Here is a 17323-nt window from a genome sequence, read left to right on the forward strand (position 1 = left end):
GCGCATCATGACCGGCTTGCGCTTTGTCGAGCGGCTGCGGGACGTCACCGATGGCGTCGACGTCCTGTTGTCCGATATCTGGGGCGTGGTCCATAACGGGCTGGAAGCCTTCTCCGAAGCCTGCGAGGCGCTGCGCAACCATCGCAGCCGCGGCGGCACTGTCATCCTGATCACCAACGCGCCGCGCCCGGCCGATTCGGTGCAGCGGCAATTGCGCAAGCTCGGGGTTGCCGACGAGACCTATGACGCCATCGTCTCTTCAGGTGATTTGACCCGCCACTATGTCGCCGCCCATCCGGGCCGCAGAGTGTTTTGGCTCGGCCCCGAGCGCGACAACTCGATCTATCGCGGGTTGGATGCCGTGCTGTCGCCGCTCGAACGGGCCGATTACCTCGTCTGCACCGGCCTGCTCGACGACGAAACCGAGACCGCCGAGGACTACCGGCCGATGATGCTCGAGGCGCGCGAGCGCAATTTGCCCTTCATCTGCGCCAATCCCGACATCGTGGTCGAGCGCGGCGACCGGCTGATCTACTGCGCCGGCGCCATCGCCGAACTCTATGGCGAGCTCGGCGGCGAGGTCATTTTCTACGGCAAGCCGCACCGGCCGATCTATGAACGTGCCATGGAATTGGCCACTGAGCGGCGGCAGGGGCGAGAGGTCTCGCGCGGCCGGGTGCTTGCCATCGGCGATTCCGTGCGTACCGATCTTGCCGGTGCGAACGGCTTCGGGATTGACCTGCTGTTCGTCACCCGAGGCATCCATTCCGAGGAATTCGAGGGCATCGACCAGCTCGACCCCGCCTCGGTGAAGGAGCTGTTCGGCCATCCGCCGAAGGCGCTGATCCGGGAATTGCGGTGGTGAGGTAGAGGCGGCTATCGGCTTCGACCGACGCCGTGATGCCGGGCCTCGAAGAGGCAAACCCGGAATCTCGAGATTCCGGGTTTGATGTTTCGCATCGCCCCGAAATGACGGGAGGAACCTGATAGCGAAGCAACAGAGACGTGAATGCCCGGGAGAAGCCCGGGCATGACGCCTCAGTAGTCAGCGAGATTACGTATTGGCGCCTTTAGGTCGACGCCATATCCGGGAAGACCGCCTCGATCTTGGTCTTCAGCGTGGCCGCATTGAAGGGCTTCACGATGTAATTGTTCACGCCGGCCTTCTTGGCCGCGATCACGTTCTCGGTCTTGGATTCGGCCGTGATCATGATGAAGGGCGTGGTGGCGAGATTGGGATCGGCGCGAACCTCGCGGAGCAGATCGTAGCCGGTCATCGGCTCCATGTTCCAGTCCGAGATCACAAGGCCGTACTTCTTGCCACGCATCTTGTTCAGCGCCGCCGAGCCGTCGCTGGCGTCGTCGATATTCTCGAATCCAAGCTGTTTGAGAAGATTCCGGATGATACGGATCATGGTGCTGTAATCGTCCACAACCAGCACCGGCATCGACAAATCAACCGCCATCTTGACTCCCTCACGCGACCAGGTCGACAGATCAAAAATTAGGCTGCCCGGCGCTTCTGCGACCGCTGCAGCGTCCCAACGACTAGCATCAGGCCTTAAACAGCGCGTTAACTCACCCAAGGTCGAACATGCCGGCTCAGCAACCTGGAGTAAGCTAAATGGGCCCGGCTTGACTTTCCTCGCGGAGCCAAGCCACGGTCCGGCCGCTTCAGAAAGCCCCAAATCATCCCTAAATTAATCCTGAAATGACCGCTGCCTTTACCGTTATCCGCGACGACACGCCCGCGTCCGCCTTGCCTGCGGGCGCGGTGGTTGCCATGGGCAATTTCGACGGGGTCCATCTCGGCCACCGGGCCGTAATTGCCGCGGCCTTGGAAATGGGCCGCTCCCACGGCCGCCCCGCTTTGGCGCTGACCTTCGAACCGCATCCAAGGCGCTATTTCAGCCCCAATACCCCGCAGTTCCGGCTGACCGACGAAACCGCCAAGCTCAGGCTTCTGGCAGGCACGGGGCTGGCCGGCGCCGTCGTGATGACCTTTGACAAGACGAGGGCGCAGACCTCGGCGCAGGACTTCATTCACCACGATCTGATCGAGCGGCTGGGCGTCTCCGGGATCGCGGTCGGCTACGACTTTCATTTCGGCAAGGGCCGGGTCGGCTCCCCGAGCCTGCTGGTCTCCGAGGCGCCGCGGCTCGGCATCGAGGTCGACGTGCAGCCCCATATCGACATCGAGGAACGGCCGGTTTCCTCCTCGGCCATCCGCATGGCGCTCGCCGAAGGCCAGATTGCGGACGCCACCGCCATGCTCGGCGCCCCCTGGTTCATCAATGGCGAGGTGATCCATGGCGAAAAGCGCGGCCGCGACCTCGGCTATCCCACCGCCAACATCCGGCTGGACCAGAGTTGCGGACTCAAGCACGGCATCTATGCGGTGCGGATCGGCCGCGGCAAATCCCGGATCGACGGGGTGGCGAGCTTCGGCCGCCGCCCGACCTTCGACGACGGCGCGCCGCTGCTCGAGGTTTTCCTGTTCGACTTCAGGGGCGACCTCTATGGCGAGCAGCTCGATGTCGCCTTCATCGGCTTCATTCGCGAGGAATTGAAATTTTCCAGCGCCGAGGCCCTGGTGCGCCGGATGGACGAGGATTCCGCGACCGCCCGGGCGCAGCTCGCCGCAGCACCGGAGGCATTCCCGAAGCTCGGGGAGATCGGTTAGCCCGCTAAAGCGCGATGAGATTTGGTTGAATCGTCGTCGCGCTTTACGTCTTTGATTGAGCATGATCTTTTCGGAAAATCGCTACTCACTTTTCCGGATCATGCTTTAGTCCCCCGGACCTTTGCGATTTCCTCGGGCGGCTGCTATGGAGAGCTCATGTTTGCGCGGCGCATCATAATCGGCATTAGCGGCCCGGCTTCCGCCTGAGCTAACGGCTCGGCGCAAGACCGGGTTCTTCCTGTCCGCCCCGCTACGTCCATAGCGTTTTCGCGCCCCTTCCGAGCCAAACAAGACCCCATGTCCGAAAAGCCCCAAAAGTCCGACGCCAAAGACTATTCCAAGACCCTCTATCTGCCGCAGACCGAATTTCCGATGCGCGCAGGCCTGCCCCAGCGCGAGCCGGAGCTCCTGGCGCGCTGGAACGAGATCGGCCTCTATGGCCGGCTCCGCCAGCAGGCCAAGGGCAAGACCAAATTCGTCCTGCATGACGGCCCGCCCTATGCCAACGGCCATATCCATATCGGCACGGCGCTGAACAAGATCCTGAAGGATCTCGTCACCAAGAGCCAGCAGATGCTTGGCCTCGATTCCAACTACGTTCCGGGCTGGGATTGCCACGGCCTGCCGATCGAATGGAAGGTCGAGGAGGAGAATTACCGCTCCAAGGGCAAGCAGAAGCCGGACTTCCGCGACTCCGCCGCCATGGTGGCGTTCCGCCGGGAATGCCGCGCCTATGCCACGCACTGGCTCAACGTCCAGCGCGAAGAGTTCAAACGGCTCGGCGTCATCGGCGACTGGGATCACCCCTACGCCACCATGAGCTATCCGGCCGAAGCCCAGATCGCGCGCGAATTGATGAAGTTCGCCGCCAACGGCACGCTCTACCGTGGCTCGAAGCCCGTGATGTGGAGCGTGGTGGAGAAGACGGCGCTCGCCGAAGCGGAGGTCGAATACGAGGACTACACCTCGGATATGGTGTGGGTGAAATTTCCGGTCACATCGCCCGCGCATGGCGCGCTGGCGCAAGCAAGCGTGGTGATCTGGACCACCACGCCCTGGACCCTGCCGGGCAACCGCGCCATTTCCTTCTCGCCCAAGATCGCCTACGGGCTCTACAAGGTGACGGAAGCGCCTGCCGACAATTGGGCCAGGACCGGCGATCTTCTGATCCTGGCCGATGCGCTTGCCGAGGACGTCTTCAAGCAGGCGCGCGTCACGTCGTACGAGAAGGTGCGCGATATCCCCGGCGACACGCTGGATGCGGTCGAATGCGCGCATCCGCTGAAAGGCCTGGCCGGCGGCTATGACTTCACCGTGCCGCTGCTGTCAGGCGATCACGTCACCGACGACACCGGCACCGGCTTCGTGCACACCGCGCCGAGCCACGGCCGCGAGGACTTCGACGTCTGGACGGCGAACGGGCGGGAGCTCGCTAGCCGCGGCATCAACACCGCGATCCCCTACACCGTCGATGAGAATGGTGCCTTCACTGAGCAGGCGCCGGGCTTTGTCGGCAAGCGCGTCATCAACGACAAGGGCGAGAAGGGCGACGCCAACGAGGCCGTGATCAAGGCCTTGATCGACGCTGGCAAGTTGCTCGCACGCGGCCGCCTGAAGCATCAGTATCCGCATTCCTGGCGCTCCAAGAAGCCGGTGATCTTCCGCAACACGCCGCAGTGGTTCATTGCGATGGACAAGGACATCGCCGGCAATGGCAAGGCGAAATCTGGCGACACCCTGCGCGCCCGTGCGCTGCACGCGATCTCCGTCACGCAGTGGGTACCGCCGTCGGGCCAGAACCGCATCACCGGCATGATCGAGGCCCGCCCTGACTGGGTGATCTCGCGTCAGCGCGCCTGGGGCGTGCCGATCGCGGTGTTCGTGCGCGAGAAGGGCGACGGCTCGGCCGAGATCCTCCAGGACGAGGCCGTCAACAAGCGCATTGCGGATGCCTTCGAGCAGGAAGGTGCGGACGCCTGGTATGCCGAAGGCGCGCGTGAGCGTTTCCTCGCAAGCCGCAGCAATGAGGATTGGCAGAAGGTCGACGACATCCTCGATGTCTGGTTCGATTCCGGCTCGACCCACGCATTTGTGCTGGAGGACCCCAAGCATTTCCCGGGCCTCGCCGGCATCAAACGCAAGGCCGATGGCGGCGACGACACCGTGATGTATCTGGAAGGAAGCGACCAGCACCGCGGCTGGTTCCACTCCTCGCTGCTGGAGAGCTGCGGCACCCGCGGCCGCGCGCCTTACGACATCGTGCTGACTCACGGCTTCACCCAGGATGAGCACGGCCGCAAGATGTCGAAGTCGCTCGGCAACACCATCGAGCCGCAGGCGGTGATCAAGCAGTCGGGCGCGGATATCCTGAGGCTCTGGGTCGCGGCCTGCGACTACACCGACGACCAGCGCATCGGCCCCGAGATCCTGAAGAACACGGTCGAGACCTATCGCAAGCTGCGCAACACCATCCGCTGGATGCTCGGCTCGCTGCATCATTTCAAGAGCGGAGAGACGGTTGCGGTCGCCGACATGCCCGAGCTCGAGCGCTACATGCTGCACGAGTTGTCGTTGCGCGCGGCAGCGATCCGCAAGGCCTATGAGGAGTTCGACTACAAGACGGTGGTCGCGACGCTGTCGGCCTTCATGAACAGCGAATTGTCGGCGTTCTATTTCGACATCCGCAAGGATACGCTGTACTGCGACCCGCCGTCATCGGTGGCGCGTAAATCCGCGCTCACCACCATCGACATGATCTGCGATGCGGTGCTGAAATGGCTCGCGCCGATCCTGAGCTTCACCTGCGACGAAGCCTGGCCCCAGTACCGGCCCGAGGGCGCGCCGTCCGTGCATCTGACGACCTTCCCTGATGGTCTGGAGGATTTCCGCAACGATGAGCTCGCGGCGAAATGGACCACTGTCCGCGACGTCAGGCGCGTGGTCACCGGCGCACTCGAGCTCGAGCGCGCCGCGAAAAAAATCGGCTCGTCGCTGGAAGCCTCGCCCGTGATCTATGTCGCCGACCGCAAGCTGCTCGGCACCCTGTTCGACATCGATCTCGCCGAAATCTGCATCACCTCGAATGCGGAGGTGCAGGAGGACGAGGCGCCGGCGGGCGCGTTCCGCCTCAACGACGTGCCCGGCGTTGCCGTGGTGGTCGAGAAGGCGGTCGGCACCAAATGCGCGCGCTCCTGGAAGATCCTGCCCACGGTCGGCGAGGACCCCGACTATCCCGATGTCTCCCCACGCGACGCCGAGGCGCTGCGCGAGTGGAAGGCGCTGGGGGTTGTGCCTTGAGTTCATCCCTCCGCGCCGGCCTGACCGCAGCCGTTGTCACATTGGTTGCCGACCAGGCCTCGAAACTGTGGCTCCTCGACGTGTTCGACCTGGCTCATCGCGGCACCGTCCGGGTGACGCCGTTTTTCGACCTGGTGCTGGCCTGGAATATCGGCATCAGCTTCGGCTGGTTCCAGAACGACGGTGCGCTGGCCCAGTTCGCCCTCATGGCGGTCAAGGTGGTTGCCGTGATCGCACTCGGGATCTGGATGGCGCGGTCGCGCACGCTGTTGGCGACCATTGCGCTCGGCATGATCATTGGCGGCGCGATCGGCAATGCCATCGACCGCATCGTCTATGGCGCAGTGGTCGATTTTGCGCTTTTACACCTCGAAATCGGCGAAAAAACCTTCAACTGGTATGTCTTTAACCTCGCGGACGTGGCCATCGTTGCCGGAGTCATAGCCCTATTGTATGATTCCCTCCTGGGGGTACCCGCCGCAAAAGCGCCCTGATCCCGGCCGATACGGCCGGAAGGCGGTGGATTTGTCAGGTGCTGGACACTCCCCAAAGTTTTAATTTTGAGTAGGGACACAGCCGATGCGTAAGACCGAAGCCTTGGGCCGGATGGGACAGACCTCGTCGAGGGCGCTGATGCGCTGCGCACGGATCTCCGCGGTCGCCCTTGGGATCGGGCTCCTCATCGCTTCCGGCGCCGCGCGTGCGCAGGACGACGAGGATGACGACAAGACCTTCGAGGAAAAGATCATCGAAGGCGTCATGCATGGCATCGGCGCCACCAACATGGAAAACAGCGGCATCGACTACCGCGAGCGGTCGCCGCTGGTCGTGCCGCCGAAGCTGGACCTGCCGCCGCCGGTAGCGGCCAAGCAGGAAGCCAACGTGCCGAACTGGCCGAAGGATCCCGACGAGAAGCGCCGCAAGGCGCTGGCCGAGAAACGCAAGAAGGACAAGAAGGACACCAGGGACGCCGTCGCAGTCCAGCGCGATCAAACCCGTCCGCTGTCCCCGAGCGAACTCAATGTCGCCCGGACAGTGCCAACCGACGGCGCCGGCAATCACGACTCCGATTCAGAGGCCCCGGGCACGACAAACAGCAATCCGCTGAGCCCGGATCAGCTCGGCTTCTCGGGCCGCTTCTCCAGCCTGTTCGGGGGCAGCAAGACCGAACAGGCGGAGTTCAAGGGCGAGCCGACGCGGGATACGCTGACCCAGCCGCCGCCCGGTTACCAGACGCCGTCGCCGAACTTCGCCTATGGCACTGGCAAGAAGATGGAATCCCTGAACAAGGAATACAATCCGGCTGCGGGCAAGTATGGCGACACCCAATAGCTGCCCCTGCCGTCCCAGAGCGTGATGGCCTCTTTGCCGACGTCATCACGCCCGGAATCTTTCCGTGAGCAGGTTCGCGTGCAGGCGGCTTGCGTTGGCCGCGCGGGACTACCGGACCCGAATTCCGGATCACGTGTCAAACTTCGTGACGCAAAAGCGTTGGTCGCACCTCTAACGAAGGTGCTTTTGACCCGAACGGCGACGTTTGGGCTTTTCGCATAGGTCAGGATGTCCATACATCGGCTCAAAGCCACCCTCCTTGCATTCTTTCTGTTCACATCGGGCGCTTGGGCGCAGGTTGGCCCGAGCTCGGATCCACCGACGACCTTTGCTCTCGACAACGGCCTGCAGGTCGTCGTGATCCAGGATCACCGCACTCCCGTCGTCACCCAGATGATCTGGTACAAGGTCGGCTCCGCCGACGAGACGTCGGGCAGATCGGGGCTGGCGCACTTCCTCGAACATCTGATGTTCAAGGGCACCGCGAAGCACCCGGCTGGCGAGTTCTCCCAGACGGTGCTGCGCGTCGGCGGCAATGAGAACGCCTTCACCTCCTACGACTACACCGGCTTCTTCCAGCGCGTGCCGCGCGACCAGTTGCCCCGGATGATGGAGTTCGAGGCCGATCGCATGACCGGCCTGATCCTCAAGGACGAGAACGTGCTACCCGAGCGCGACGTGGTGCTCGAGGAATACAACATGCGGGTCGCCAACAATCCGGATGCGCGGCTGACCGAGCAGATCATGGCGGCGCTCTATCTCAATCACCCCTACGGGCGGCCCGTGATCGGCTGGCACCATGAGATCGAGAAGCTGACCCGCGAGGACGCACTCGCCTTCTACCGGCGCTTCTATGCGCCCAACAACGCGATCCTGGTGATTGCAGGCGACGTCGAACCCGCCGAGATCCGCCCCATGGTCGAACAGACCTATGGCAAGGTCGCGCGCCAGCCTTCGATCCCCGCGCGCCGCCTTCGTCCGCAGGAGCCCGAACCGACCGCCGCCCGCACCGTGACCTTGTCGGACCCGCAGGTCGAGCAGCCGATCCTCAAGCGTTACTATCTCGTGCCCTCTGCCACCACCGCCGCGCCCGGCGAGAGCGCCGCGCTCGATGTGCTGGCACAGCTGATGGGCGGCGGCAGCAATTCCTACCTGTACCGTGCGCTCGTTGTCGACCATCCGCTCGCGGTCGGCGCGAGCGCCGCCTATCAGGGCACCTCGCTCGATGAAACGCAGTTCTCGATCGCGGCTTCACCAAGGCCCGGCGTCGAGTTTGCCCAGATCGAACAGGCGATCGACGCGGTGATCGCCAAGGTTGCCGAGAACCCTGCCTCGTCGGAAGATCTCGAGCGGGTCAAGACCCAGCTGATCGCGGAAGCGATCTATGCCCAGGACAACCAGGCCACCATGGCGCGCTGGTATGGCGGCGCGCTGACCACCGGCCTGAGCATCGAGGACATCAGGAGCTGGCCGGACCGGATTCGCGCCGTCACCGCCGAACAGGTACGGCAGGCGGCCAGGGAATGGCTGGACAAGAAGCGCTCGGTCACCGGCTATCTGATCAAGGACACCAAGGACACGGCGGCCGCCAAGCGCGAGGAGAAGCGTTCGTGATCAATCTCAAGCTCACTTGCCGCTCGGCTTTCATTCTCGCCGTCGCCGCGACGCTGCCCTTTGCGGCGCCCGCGCAGGCCGCGACCAAAATCCAGCATCTGATTTCGCCGGGCGGCATCGAGGCCTGGTTTGTGCAGGATTCCACCGTGCCGCTGATCGCGATGGAATATGCCTTCGCCGGCGGCGCGGCGCAGGACCCCGCCGACAAGCCCGGCGTCGGCAACCTCGTCGCCGACACGCTGGACGAAGGCGAAGGCGATCTCGATTCCAGTGCCTTCCATGAACGCCTCGAGCGCCGCGCCATCGACCTCAGCTTCTCCGTGGCGCGGGATTATTTCCGCGGCTCCTTGCGCATGCTCAAGGACAACAAGGAGGAAGCCTTCGGGCTGCTGCATGGCGCGCTGACATCGCCGCATTTTGCCAGTGTCGATGTCGAACGCATCCGCTCCCAGATCATTGCCGGGTTGAAGCGTGACACCGTCAGCCCCAACGCGCTCGCGGGCCACAAATTCCTCGAGGTGGCCTTCGGCGACCATCCCTATGGCCGGCCAAGCTCCGGCACGCTGGAGAGCGTGCCCCAGATCACAATCGCCGATCTCAAGGATTACACCCGGCGCGTGCTTGCGAAGAATACGCTCAAGATCGCCGTGGTCGGCGACGTCGATCCGGCAACGCTTGGCAAGCTGCTCGACCAGACCTTCGGTGATCTCCCGGCCAATGCGAGCCTGACACCGGTTGCCGATGTGGAGATGGCCAGGCCGCCACAGCGTGCCTTTGTCCCGCTCGACGTGCCGCAGACGACGATCACCTTCGGCAGCCCCGGCGTGATGCGCCACGACCCGGATTTCATGGCGGCTTACGTGGTCAACCACATCCTCGGTGGTGGCGGATTGTCGTCGCGGCTCTATCGCGAGGTGCGCGAGAAGCGCGGGCTCGCATATTCGGTCTATGGCGCGCTGACCTGGATGGAGCATTCCTCGCTGTTCATCGGTAACACTGGCACGCGCGCGGACCGCGCCGGCGAGACCATCGACGCCATCGAGAAGGAAGTGCGCCGCATGGCAGAGGAGGGCCCGACCCAGCAGGAGCTCGATGAGGCGAAGTCCTACCTCAAGGGCTCGCAGATGCTGGCGCTCGACACCTCGGCAAAGCTCGCCGGCGGGCTTCTGCAATATCAGCTCGACCGGCTGCCGATCGACTATCTGGAAAAGCGCAATGCGCTGGTCGATGCGGTGACGTTGGACGACGCCAAAAAGGCCGCCAAGCGGCTCTGGGGCAACGGCCTCATCACCGTTGTCGTCGGCCGCGCCCCGCAGGCTGCTGCGGAGCCAGTCGCCGCACCGGCGACTCAGGCAAATTGAGAGCTTGGCGCGGGGTCGCTCTTCGACCCCGTCATCCTGAGCCGCGAGAGTAGCAAACCTCAAAGAATGAACGGCCCCGGTGTGGCAGCCGGGCCGTCGCCCTTGGAGAAGACGGCTGCTTCGCGGCCTCCTCGGGGCGACGGTGATCGTTGGGAGCACATCCGCCGCAAAACCGCTATTGTGCGCACCGATTCTTGGGTAGCACTTCCGGTATCGCCATGCTGCGGATCTCCCGCAATCTCTCCATCGACGAGAACGATCTCGAGATCGTCTTTGTCCGCGCCTCCGGCCCGGGCGGGCAGAACGTCAACAAGCTCTCGACCGCGGCGCAACTCCGGTTCGACACGCGCCGCATCGCGCTGCCGGACGACGCAACGGCGCGGCTGGTCACCCTTGCCGGCCAGCGCATGACCAAGGACGGCGTCATCGTCATCCACGCCCAGCGCTTCCGTACCCAGGAGCGCAACCGCGCCGACGCGATCGAGCGGCTGGTCGAGTTGCTGCGCGAAGCGATGGTGCGCCCGACGCCGCGTCGCCCGACCCGACCGACACTGGGCTCGAAACAGCGCCGGCTGGAGGGCAAGAAACGGCGCGGCGACATCAAGGCGCGGCGCGGCTCGCGCGGCTTCGACGATTAGGTCAATCCGCTTGCCCCATCGTTGATAGCGTTTCCTAGCGCGACTGCCTTTTTGTTCTTCCCGTTCTTGCGCTGAAACAGCCCGCTACTACCACGTCAATTTTCCGCCGCCTAACATCCGGGCATGGCGAGGTGACGTGGATGGCGAAGCTGCGCTTGAGACATGCGATCGCGTTTTGCAGCGCGATATCCTGGGGAACGCTGGCGGCCGCGCAAATACCGCTGCCCGCTCCGAAGCCGCCTGATGGCACGACGCTGTTCAAGCAGCAATGTGCGACCTGCCACACCATCGACCCGGCTGATCCGATGCGGCAAGGACCGCCTCTGGCAAAGATCCTCGGCCGCACGGCCGGCAAGGTTGACGGCTTTCACTATTCTCCCGGGCTCGCGAAGGCCGATTTCGTCTGGGACGAGACAAAACTCGACGCCTGGCTGACCGATCCGCAAGCGGTGATACCCGGCGCCGTTATGGCCTACCGGCAGGCCAAGCCCGAGACGCGCGCGGCGATCATTGCCTATCTGAAGGGGCTTAATTGATGGCAAAACCGGTTCACTCCATGATCCGCGTCTTCGACGAAGCGAAGTCGCTCGATTTTTACGCACGCGCCTTCGGCCTCGAAATCGCCGACCGCCTCAAATTCCCTGACTTCGCGCTGCTCTATCTACGCCATCCTTCCTCGCCGTTCGAAGTCGAGCTGACGGTCAATTTCGACCGCAAGGAACCCTATTCGCTCGGTGACGGCTACGGCCATCTCGCCGTCGTCGTCGACAACGTCGATGCCGAGCATGATCGCTTCGAGCGCGAGCGTCTCTCGCCCGGCCCGCTGCGCGACTTCAAGCATGACGGCAAGACGCTGGCGCGATTCTTCTTCGTCTCAGACCCCGACGGCTACAAGATCGAGGTGATCCAGCGGGGCGGACGTTTCGGCTAGAGCATGATTCGGACCCGCAGGGCCGCGTCAGCGTAAAGTGGGCGCCGGTTTTGCGAAAACACCATGCTCAAACAATAAAGGCGCAATAAACCAAATCATTGGAGGAACTCATGAGGGAAGTTGATCGTCGAAGCAAATTCGATCGCCGGGTCTTTCTCAAGGGCGCGGCAAGCACGGTTCCTGTCGTTGCAGCCGCGACCACTACGGGGCTCAGCATCCAGGATGCCTGGGCTGACGATGCGGTTGCGCTGCCGCCGTCAACAATGAAGACCCTGGTGAAGGTCGCGCGCGACATCTATCCGCACGACATGCTGGGTGACAGCTACTACATCACCGCGGTCAAGCCTTGGGACGCCAAGGCGGCAAAGGATCCCGCAATCAAATCGCTCATCAGCGACGGCATCAGCCGGCTGGATCAGGATGCCCGCGAGCGCTACCAGGTCGCCTATGCCGACTTGCAGTGGGAGGCGGATCGCGTGGCCCTGCTGCGCGGCATCGAGCAGAGCGACTTCTTCAAGAAGGTGCGCGGCGACCTGATCGTCTCGCTCTATAACCAGAAGGAGCTGTGGCCGAAATTCGGCTACGAGGGCTCCTCCGCCGAGCATGGCGGCTACATCAAGCGCGGCTTCGCCGACATCGACTGGCTGCCGAAAGTCTAGGCCCGGTCAACACACAGTCGAGAGGAGCACAACATGGCAAAATTCGATATGAACGACTCTGGCGTGGTCGTGGTGGTGGGATCCGGCGCCGGCGGCGGCACGCTCGGCAACGAGCTGGCGCAAAAGGGCTGCAAGGTCGTCATCCTCGAAGCGGGCCCCCGCATCGAGAACCAGGATTTCGTCAACGATGAATGGGAGAGTTTCTCGCAGCTCGCCTGGTCCGACCTGCGAACGACGTCTGGCAGCTGGCGCGTGGCCAAGGATTTTCCCAACCTGCCGGCCTGGATCGTGAAGGCGGTCGGCGGCTCGACCACCCACTGGGCTGGCGCGTCGCTGCGCTTTGACGAGCATGAGTTCAAGGTCAAGAGCAGCTATGGCGGCATTCCCGGCGCCAACCTGCTGGACTGGCCGATCACGCTCGCCGAAATGGAGCCGTGGTACGCCAAAGCCGAAGACAAGATGGGCGTGACCCGCACCAACGGCATTCCTGGCCTGCCCGGCAACAACAATTTCAAGGTGATGGAGGCGGGTGCGAAAAAGCTCGGCTACAAGGAAGTGCATACCGGCAGAATGGCGATCAACAGCGAACCGCGCGACGGCCGCGGATCCTGCCTCCAGATCGGCTTCTGCTTCCAGGGCTGCAAATCCGGCGCGAAATGGTCGACGCTTTACACAGAGATTCCGAAGGGCGAAGCCACGGGCAATCTCGAGGTGCGCCCGAACAGCATGGTGCTCAAGATCGAGCATGATGCGAACGGCAAAGTCTCGGGCGTCGTCTACGCCGACGAAACCGGAGCCATGCAGCGTCAGAAGGCACGCGTGGTCGCCGTGGCCGGCAATTCGATCGAGAGCCCGCGCCTGCTGCTCAATAGCGCGTCGAACATGTTCCCGGATGGTCTGGCAAATTCGTCAGGCCAGGTCGGGCGCAACTACATGCGGCATATGACCGGCAGCGTCTATGCCGTGTTCGAGAACTCGGTCCACATGTATCGCGGCACGACCATGGCGGGCATCGTCCGCGATGAGGCGCGCAACAATCCGAGCCGTGGCTTCGTCGGCGGCTACGAGATGGAAACGCTCTCGATTGGCGTGCCCTTCATGGCGGCCTTCCTCAATCCCGGCGCCTGGGGACGCGAGTTCACCAGCGCCATGGAAGGCTATTCGCGGATGGCCGGCATGTGGCTGGTCGGCGAGGACATGCCACAGGAGACCAATCGCATCACCCTCGATCCCAAGGCCAAGGACAAGTTTGGCCTGCCGGTCGCGAGCGTGCATTTCGACGATCACCCCAATGATCTCGCGATGCGGGCCCACGCCTACAAACAGGGTTCTGCGGTCTATGAAGCGGTCGGCGCCACCGTCACCTATCCGACGCCGCCCTACCCCAGCACGCACAATCTCGGCACCAACCGGATGAGCGAGAAGGCGCGGGACGGCGTGGTGAACAAGTTCGGCCAGACCCACGACGTCAAGAACCTGTTCGTCTCCGATGGCAGCCAGTTCACCAGCGGCGCGGCGTGCAACCCCACCCTCACCATCGTCTCGCTGGCCATCCGGCAGGCGGATTACATCGCAGGCGCGATGCAGAAGAAGGAGATTTGATTTTACCGGCACTGGCTTTCGCCAGGACGAGAAAGAAGACGAGAAAAAAAGACGACAAAGAAAAAGGCCCTGTCCACGAGGCAGGGCCTTTCTTTACCGTTTGCCGTTCCGATATCCCCGAACTCTATTCCGCCGCATCCAGGATCGGGGTTGCCGCCTGATGAAACTCCGCAACCGGCTGCACGCTCCGGGCGCGGTAGATCAGGCAAGAGCACCGCAGCAGCGAAGCGAAATTCTTCACCTCACCGTGATGGTCGAGCACCTCGTCGTGCAAGGTCGTGAGGAACTTGGCGAGACTCATGTTCTGCGTGGCGGCGATCTCATCCAGGGTGTCCCAGAATGCCATTTCCAGCCGGATCGAGGTGGAATGCCCGCCGATACGCAGCGATCGGGTCTGGGACTCATAGTCGCGCTGCGGCTGATGCGCGAACAAATGGCACATGGTTTCCTCCCGTGATCTTATAATTTTTCTAAACAATATACCTGCCCGCGCGGCCTAACAATCCTCGCACCGTGCGCCGCAAGCTAAACGGCGCGGCTTGCCCTCGCTTCGCTTAAAGTCAATATCTTCAATGCGATAGGTGCGCCCCATCCCCAGATCGCAAGCTTTATCTGACAGCCGCATGCATTTACCGATGCAGCCGCTAAAATGGCTTTGCCTCACGAATCCCAGGAAACCCATGCCCGTCCGCCAGCTCCCCGAACAACTCGTCAACCGCATTGCCGCGGGCGAAGTGGTGGAGCGGCCTGCGAGCGTGGTGAAGGAGCTCGTCGAAAACGCGATCGACGCCGGCGCGAGCCGCATCGATGTTTTCACCGATGGCGGCGGACGACGGCGGATCGGGATCACCGACGACGGCGGCGGCATGACGGCGGTCGATCTCACGCTTGCCGTTGAGCGTCACGCAACTTCGAAGCTGGACAATGAGGACCTGCTACAGATCCGCACCCTCGGGTTCCGTGGCGAGGCGCTGCCCTCGATCGGCGCGGTGGCAAGGCTCGCCATTACCACCCGACATGCCAGCGAGCCGCATGCCTGGTCGCTCTCCGTCGAAGGCGGCCTGAAATCGGAGGCGATGCCGGCAGCGCTGAGCCAGGGCACGCGCGTCGAGGTCGCCGATCTCTTCTACGCGACACCGGCGCGACTGAAATTCCTGAAGACCGAGCGCACCGAGGCGGAAGCCATCCGCGAGGTAGTGCGGCGGCTCGCGATGGCGCGCCCCGACATCGCCTTTACGCTCGCAGGCGAAGAGCGCGCGCCGGTGACTTGGGCGGCCGCCCTGCCCGGTGCAGCCGGACGGCTGACGCGGCTCGGCGATGTCCTGGGCGCGGAGTTCCGCAGCCATGCCATCGAGGTGCGCGCCGAGCGCGACGGCGTCATAGTCGAAGGCTTCGCCGCCTCGCCCTCGCTGACCCGCGCGAACGCGCTCGGGCAATATCTCTTCGTCAATGACCGCCCGGTGCGCGACAAGCTGATCGTGGGCGCGGTGCGTGCGGCCTATGCCGACTATCTGCCGCGCGACCGCCATCCGGTGGTGGCGCTGTTCGTGACCTGCGACGCGCGCGAGGTCGATGCCAATGTGCATCCCGCCAAGACGGAGGTGCGCTTCCGTAACGCCGGGCTTGTGCGTGCCCTGATCGTGCACGCGCTGAAGGAGGGGCTCGCGCGCGAAGGCCGGCGCACTGCCGCAAACGGCGCGGGGGCCACGATCGCCTCGTTCCGTCCGGCCTTTGCGCCGCCGCGCCCGGGCAATTGGGACTGGCGAAGCTCGCCGTCGCTGCCGACCGGCCCGCTGCCGGGCTTTGCCGGCGCCGCGGCCACCGCCTTTGCCGAGCGGGAGCAGGCGGGCTTCGATGTCGGCCCGCCCACCGCTGACGTACGCCTCGAGGCGGAAGCGCCGGTCGACCTGGTCGACCGGCCCCTGGGTGCTGCGCGCACGCAGATCCACGAGACCTACATCGTGTCGCAGACCCGCGACGGGCTGATCGTGATCGACCAGCACGCCGCGCATGAGCGCATCGTCTATGAGCGGCTGAAGGCCTCGCTTGCCAGGAACGGCGTGCAGCGGCAGATCCTGCTGATACCCGAAATCGTCGAGCTGGACGAAGCCACGGTGGAGCGGCTGCTGGCACGGGAAAACGACCTCACTTCGTTCGGGCTTGCGATAGAATCCTTCGGCCCGGGTGCGGTGGCGGTACGCGAGACGCCGTCCCTGCTCGGCAGGATCGATGCGGCGGCGCTCTTGCGCGATCTCGCCGAGCATATGGACGAATGGGACGAGGCGCTGCCGCTGGAGCGCAAGCTGATGCATGTCGCCGCCACCATGGCCTGCCACGGCTCGGTGCGCGCCGGCCGCCGCCTGAAGCCCGAAGAGATGAATGCGCTGCTGCGGGAGATGGAGGAAACACCGAATTCCGGCCAGTGCAACCACGGCCGGCCGACCTATGTCGAGCTCAAGCTATCGGATATCGAACGGCTGTTCGGGAGGAAGTAGTGTCGTGTTCGGGAGGCAAGCAACGCGCGAGCCGGGACGACAGCAGACCTAAATCGCGATGGGATTAGGCCGAATCGTCACCGCGCCTTGCTTTTTGATCGAGCATGATCTTCCCGGAAAACCGCTACACGCTTTTTCGGATCATGCTCTCTAGAGGCTCGCAGCCCGCAAGAACACGAACTCCGTATCGTCGTAGTCGCGGCGCTCCTCTTCCGCAAAACCATCCGGCGCGACAAAACCCGCGGCCTTCGCCTCCTCCACCACAACCAGCGCCTCCTGTGTCAGCCAGCCTCCGTCGCGGAGCGAGGTGAGCGCTTTCTCGGCGAGCCCCCTGCCATAGGGGGGATCGAGGAAGACGAGCGAGAAAGGCTCGACAGGGTGCGCGGGGCCGAGATTAGTGGCATCGCGGCGATAGACCTTGGTCACGCCGCCGAGTCCCAGCGCCTCGACATTGTTGCGCAACAGAGCGCGCGCCTCGGTGCCGTTGTCGACGAACAGCACAAAGGCGGCTCCTCGCGAAACAGCCTCGATGCCGAGCGCGCCTGTGCCGGCAAAGAGGTCGAGCACCCGCGCGCCTGAGATTGGATCGCCATAGGCGTGAACTAGGATGTTGAACACGGATTCGCGCAGTCGGTCCGCGGTCGGACGGATCTCTCGCGATGCAGGCGAAGCCAGATTGCGGCCCCTCAGCCGTCCCCCGACGACACGCAT

16 protein-coding genes are annotated in these 17323 nt (G+C 63.8%); 13 read left to right on the plus strand and 3 right to left on the minus strand.

The features are described 5' to 3' along the window. The first annotated feature begins 7 nt into the window (after nt 1–7). Complete coding sequence (locus tag A3AI_RS0102695; protein WP_024514093.1) at nt 8–865, plus strand: TIGR01459 family HAD-type hydrolase; 858 nt, start codon at nt 8–10, stop codon at nt 863–865. Nucleotides 866–1070: 205 nt separating this feature from the next. Here A3AI_RS0102695 and A3AI_RS0102700 read toward each other — a convergent pair whose 3' ends face one another. After that, nucleotides 1071–1466, minus strand: coding sequence for a response regulator (locus A3AI_RS0102700; RefSeq protein ID WP_024507612.1), 396 nt, complete (start codon nt 1464–1466; stop codon nt 1071–1073). Nucleotides 1467–1711: 245 nt separating this feature from the next. Between A3AI_RS0102700 and A3AI_RS0102705 the strand changes: the two genes are divergently transcribed. From A3AI_RS0102705 to A3AI_RS0102755, 11 genes are all read left to right on the plus strand, one after another. Next, nucleotides 1712–2683, plus strand: coding sequence for a bifunctional riboflavin kinase/FAD synthetase (locus A3AI_RS0102705; protein WP_024514094.1), 972 nt, complete (start codon nt 1712–1714; stop codon nt 2681–2683). A 297-nt stretch (nt 2684–2980) separates the two neighbouring features. After that, nucleotides 2981–5980 carry an isoleucine--tRNA ligase gene (gene ileS / locus A3AI_RS0102710; RefSeq protein WP_024514095.1) on the plus strand — a complete coding sequence of 1000 codons (3000 nt, stop codon included), beginning with the start codon at nt 2981–2983 and terminating at the stop codon, nt 5978–5980. Further along, complete coding sequence (lspA, locus tag A3AI_RS0102715; protein WP_024514096.1) at nt 5977–6474, plus strand: signal peptidase II; 498 nt, start codon at nt 5977–5979, stop codon at nt 6472–6474. The genes ileS and lspA overlap by 4 nt, the downstream gene beginning before the upstream one ends. 85 nt (nt 6475–6559) lie before the next feature. Next, the gene (locus A3AI_RS0102720) at nt 6560–7312 is read left to right on the plus strand and encodes a hypothetical protein (protein ID WP_024514097.1); all 753 of its coding nucleotides are present in this window, start codon (nt 6560–6562) and stop codon (nt 7310–7312) included. Between the two features lie 228 nt (nt 7313–7540). Further along, a complete protein-coding gene (locus tag A3AI_RS0102725; protein ID WP_024514098.1) occupies nt 7541–8926 on the plus strand; it encodes a M16 family metallopeptidase in 1386 nt (461 codons plus the stop codon). Continuing rightward, a complete protein-coding gene (locus A3AI_RS0102730; RefSeq protein ID WP_084800804.1) occupies nt 8836–10287 on the plus strand; it encodes a M16 family metallopeptidase in 1452 nt (483 codons plus the stop codon). Before A3AI_RS0102725 ends, A3AI_RS0102730 begins: the two co-directional genes overlap by 91 nt. A gap of 218 nt (nt 10288–10505) precedes the next feature. Beyond that, complete coding sequence (gene arfB / locus A3AI_RS0102735; protein ID WP_024514100.1) at nt 10506–10925, plus strand: alternative ribosome rescue aminoacyl-tRNA hydrolase ArfB; 420 nt, start codon at nt 10506–10508, stop codon at nt 10923–10925. 140 nt (nt 10926–11065) lie between these two features. Next, nucleotides 11066–11461, plus strand: a complete 396-nt coding sequence (locus A3AI_RS0102740) for a c-type cytochrome (RefSeq protein ID WP_024514101.1) — start codon at nt 11066–11068, stop codon at nt 11459–11461. Next, on the plus strand, nt 11461–11856 hold the full coding sequence (locus A3AI_RS0102745; protein WP_024514102.1) for a VOC family protein: 396 nt from the start codon (nt 11461–11463) through the stop codon (nt 11854–11856). The genes A3AI_RS0102740 and A3AI_RS0102745 overlap by 1 nt, the downstream gene beginning before the upstream one ends. Nucleotides 11857–11966: 110 nt before the next feature. Further along, complete coding sequence (locus A3AI_RS0102750) at nt 11967–12515, plus strand: GAF domain-containing protein (protein WP_024514103.1); 549 nt, start codon at nt 11967–11969, stop codon at nt 12513–12515. A 33-nt stretch (nt 12516–12548) separates the two neighbouring features. Continuing rightward, the gene (locus A3AI_RS0102755; RefSeq protein WP_024514104.1) at nt 12549–14117 is read left to right on the plus strand and encodes a GMC family oxidoreductase; all 1569 of its coding nucleotides are present in this window, start codon (nt 12549–12551) and stop codon (nt 14115–14117) included. Between the two features lie 124 nt (nt 14118–14241). Here A3AI_RS0102755 and A3AI_RS0102760 read toward each other — a convergent pair whose 3' ends face one another. Continuing rightward, entirely contained in the window at nt 14242–14559 is a 318-nt protein-coding gene (locus tag A3AI_RS0102760) for a ribbon-helix-helix domain-containing protein (RefSeq protein WP_024514105.1), read from the minus strand. A 238-nt stretch (nt 14560–14797) separates the two neighbouring features. On the opposite strand from A3AI_RS0102760, the gene mutL reads away from it, so the two are divergent. Beyond that, nucleotides 14798–16612, plus strand: a complete 1815-nt coding sequence (gene mutL, locus A3AI_RS0102765) for a DNA mismatch repair endonuclease MutL (protein WP_024514106.1) — start codon at nt 14798–14800, stop codon at nt 16610–16612. Between the two features lie 150 nt (nt 16613–16762). Here the strand turns inward: mutL and rsmD are convergent, their stop codons facing one another. Beyond that, nucleotides 16763–17323, minus strand: a complete 561-nt coding sequence (gene rsmD, locus A3AI_RS0102770; RefSeq protein ID WP_024514107.1) for a 16S rRNA (guanine(966)-N(2))-methyltransferase RsmD — start codon at nt 17321–17323, stop codon at nt 16763–16765.

Origin of the sequence: Bradyrhizobium sp. Tv2a-2 (genome assembly GCF_000472425.1) — a bacterium.
GTDB lineage: Bacteria > Pseudomonadota > Alphaproteobacteria > Rhizobiales > Xanthobacteraceae > Bradyrhizobium.

What these genes read in the sequence shown, in the direction of transcription:
- A3AI_RS0102695 (WP_024514093.1), top strand. Translation starts at nt 8, where the DNA reads ATGACCGGCTTGCGCTTTGTCGAGCGGCTGCGGGACGTCACCGATGGC.
- A3AI_RS0102700 (WP_024507612.1), bottom strand. Translation starts at nt 1,466, where the DNA reads ATGGCGGTTGATTTGTCGATGCCGGTGCTGGTTGTGGACGATTACAGC.
- A3AI_RS0102705 (WP_024514094.1), top strand. Translation starts at nt 1,712, where the DNA reads ATGACCGCTGCCTTTACCGTTATCCGCGACGACACGCCCGCGTCCGCC.
- ileS (WP_024514095.1), top strand. Translation starts at nt 2,981, where the DNA reads ATGTCCGAAAAGCCCCAAAAGTCCGACGCCAAAGACTATTCCAAGACC.
- A3AI_RS0102720 (WP_024514097.1), top strand. Translation starts at nt 6,560, where the DNA reads ATGCGTAAGACCGAAGCCTTGGGCCGGATGGGACAGACCTCGTCGAGG.
- A3AI_RS0102725 (WP_024514098.1), top strand. Translation starts at nt 7,541, where the DNA reads ATGTCCATACATCGGCTCAAAGCCACCCTCCTTGCATTCTTTCTGTTC.
- A3AI_RS0102730 (WP_084800804.1), top strand. Translation starts at nt 8,836, where the DNA reads ATGGCTGGACAAGAAGCGCTCGGTCACCGGCTATCTGATCAAGGACAC.
- arfB (WP_024514100.1), top strand. Translation starts at nt 10,506, where the DNA reads ATGCTGCGGATCTCCCGCAATCTCTCCATCGACGAGAACGATCTCGAG.
- A3AI_RS0102740 (WP_024514101.1), top strand. Translation starts at nt 11,066, where the DNA reads ATGGCGAAGCTGCGCTTGAGACATGCGATCGCGTTTTGCAGCGCGATA.
- A3AI_RS0102745 (WP_024514102.1), top strand. Translation starts at nt 11,461, where the DNA reads ATGGCAAAACCGGTTCACTCCATGATCCGCGTCTTCGACGAAGCGAAG.
- A3AI_RS0102750 (WP_024514103.1), top strand. Translation starts at nt 11,967, where the DNA reads ATGAGGGAAGTTGATCGTCGAAGCAAATTCGATCGCCGGGTCTTTCTC.
- A3AI_RS0102755 (WP_024514104.1), top strand. Translation starts at nt 12,549, where the DNA reads ATGGCAAAATTCGATATGAACGACTCTGGCGTGGTCGTGGTGGTGGGA.
- A3AI_RS0102760 (WP_024514105.1), bottom strand. Translation starts at nt 14,559, where the DNA reads ATGTGCCATTTGTTCGCGCATCAGCCGCAGCGCGACTATGAGTCCCAG.
- mutL (WP_024514106.1), top strand. Translation starts at nt 14,798, where the DNA reads ATGCCCGTCCGCCAGCTCCCCGAACAACTCGTCAACCGCATTGCCGCG.
- rsmD (WP_024514107.1), bottom strand. Translation starts at nt 17,323, where the DNA reads ATGCGTGTCGTCGGGGGACGGCTGAGGGGCCGCAATCTGGCTTCGCCT.